This is a genomic window from Geodermatophilus sp. SYSU D00691 (genome assembly GCF_054050275.1).
Map to the genome: position 1 here is coordinate 1 of NZ_JBJGYZ010000077.1, position 2,036 is coordinate 2,036.

1 rRNA gene is annotated in these 2,036 nt (G+C 60.0%); it reads left to right on the plus strand.

Features of this window, described 5'->3' with window-relative positions:
• Window positions 1-2,026: ribosomal RNA gene (locus ACI797_RS27775) — 23S ribosomal RNA — on the plus strand; the annotation flags it as partial.
• Window positions 2,027-2,036 lie beyond the last annotated feature (10 nt).

Genomic DNA, 2,036 nt, shown 5'->3' on the forward strand with positions numbered 1-2,036 from the left:
AAGCGTGTGCTAAGTGGAAAAGGATGTGGGATCGCAGAGACAACCAGGAGGTTGGCTTAGAAGCAGCCACCCTTGAAAGAGTGCGTAATAGCTCACTGGTCAAGTGGTTCCGCGCCGACAATGTAGCGGGGCTCAAGCACACCGCCGAAGCCGTGGCACTCACACAATTCAGCCCGTCGCCGGCCCTCGGGGTCGGCGGCCAGGTGTGTGGGTGGGTAGGGGAGCGTCGCGTGGTGGGCGAAGCGGCGGAGTGATCCAGCCGTGGACGCCACGCGAGTGAGAATGCAGGCATGAGTAGCGAAAGGGGAGTGAGAAACTCCCCCGCCGGATGACCAAGGGTTCCTGGGCCAGGCTAATCCGCCCAGGGTGAGTCGGGACCTAAGGCGAGGCCGACAGGCGTAGTCGATGGACAACGGGTTGATATTCCCGTACCCGCGAAGGAGCGCCCATGCCGAACCCAGCGATGCTGACCACCCGAAGCCGGGGCTAGCTCTTCGGAGCGGCGCCGGTGGAGCGTGGGACCCGGACTGGTAGTAGGCAAGCGATGGGGTGACGCAGGAAGGTAGTCCTCCCGGTGAGTGGTAGTACCGGTGCAAGGGTGTGGCCCGTTCCGTAGGCAAATCCGCGGAACACGAGGGTGAGGCCCGACGCATAGCCGAATGAGGCGAATGGGATGATCCTATGCTGCCGAGAAAAGCCTCTAGCGAGTTCCGAGCGGCCCGTACCCCAAACCAACTCAGGTGGTCAGGTAGAGAATACCGAGGCGATCGAGCGAACTGTGGTTAAGGAACTCGGCAAAATGCCCCCGTAACTTCGGGAGAAGGGGGACCCCAGCCCGTGAACCGCCGTGCGCGGGGCAGCGGGAGGGGGTCGCAGAGACCAGTGAGAAGCGACTGTTTACTAAAAACACAGGTCCGTGCGAAGTCGTAAGACGATGTATACGGACTGACGCCTGCCCGGTGCTGGAACGTTAAGGGGACGGGTTAGCTCCTTCGGGGGCGAAGCTCAGAACTCAAGCGCCAGTAAACGGCGGTGGTAACTATAACCATCCTAAGGTAGCGAAATTCCTTGTCGGGTAAGTTCCGACCTGCACGAATGGCGTAACGACTTCTCAGCTGTCTCAACCACAGGCTCGGCGAAATTGCACTACGAGTAAAGATGCTCGTTACGCGCGGCAGGACGGAAAGACCCCGGGACCTTTACTATAGCTTGATATTGGTGTTCGGTTCGGCTTGTGTAGGATAGGTGGGAGACTGGGAAGCCCGCACGCCAGTGCGGGTGGAGTCGCCGTTGAAATACCACTCTGGTCGAATTGGATGTCTAACCTCGGTCCGTGATCCGGATCAGGAACAGTGTCAGGTGGGTAGTTTAACTGGGGCGGTTGCCTCCCAAAATGTAACGGAGGCGCCCAAAGGTTCCCTCAGCCTGGTTGGCAATCAGGTGTCGAGTGCAAGTGCACAAGGGAGCTTGACTGCGAGACCGACGGGTCGAGCAGGAGCGAAAGCTGGGACTAGTGACCCGGCACCGGCATGTGGAAGCGGTGTCGCTCAACGGATAAAAGGTACCCCGGGGATAACAGGCTGATCTTCCCCAAGAGTCCATATCGACGGGATGGTTTGGCACCTCGATGTCGGCTCGTCGCATCCTGGGGCTGGAGTAGGTCCCAAGGGTTGGGCTGTTCGCCCATTAAAGCGGTACGCGAGCTGGGTTTAGAACGTCGTGAGACAGTTCGGTCCCTATCCGCCGCGCGCGTAAGAGACTTGCGAAGAGCTGTCCCTAGTACGAGAGGACCGGGACGGACGAACCTCTGGTGTGCCAGTTGTACCGCCAGGTGCACTGCTGGTTGGCTACGTTCGGCAGGGATAACCGCTGAAAGCATCTAAGCGGGAAGCTCGCTTCAAGATGAGGTCTCTCACCCACTCGATGGGGTAAGGCCCCCGCCCAGACCAGCGGGTTGATAGGCCGGAAGTGGAAGCACCGCAAGGTGTGCAGCTGACCGGTACTAACAGGCCGAGGACTTGCCACACACACCCCCC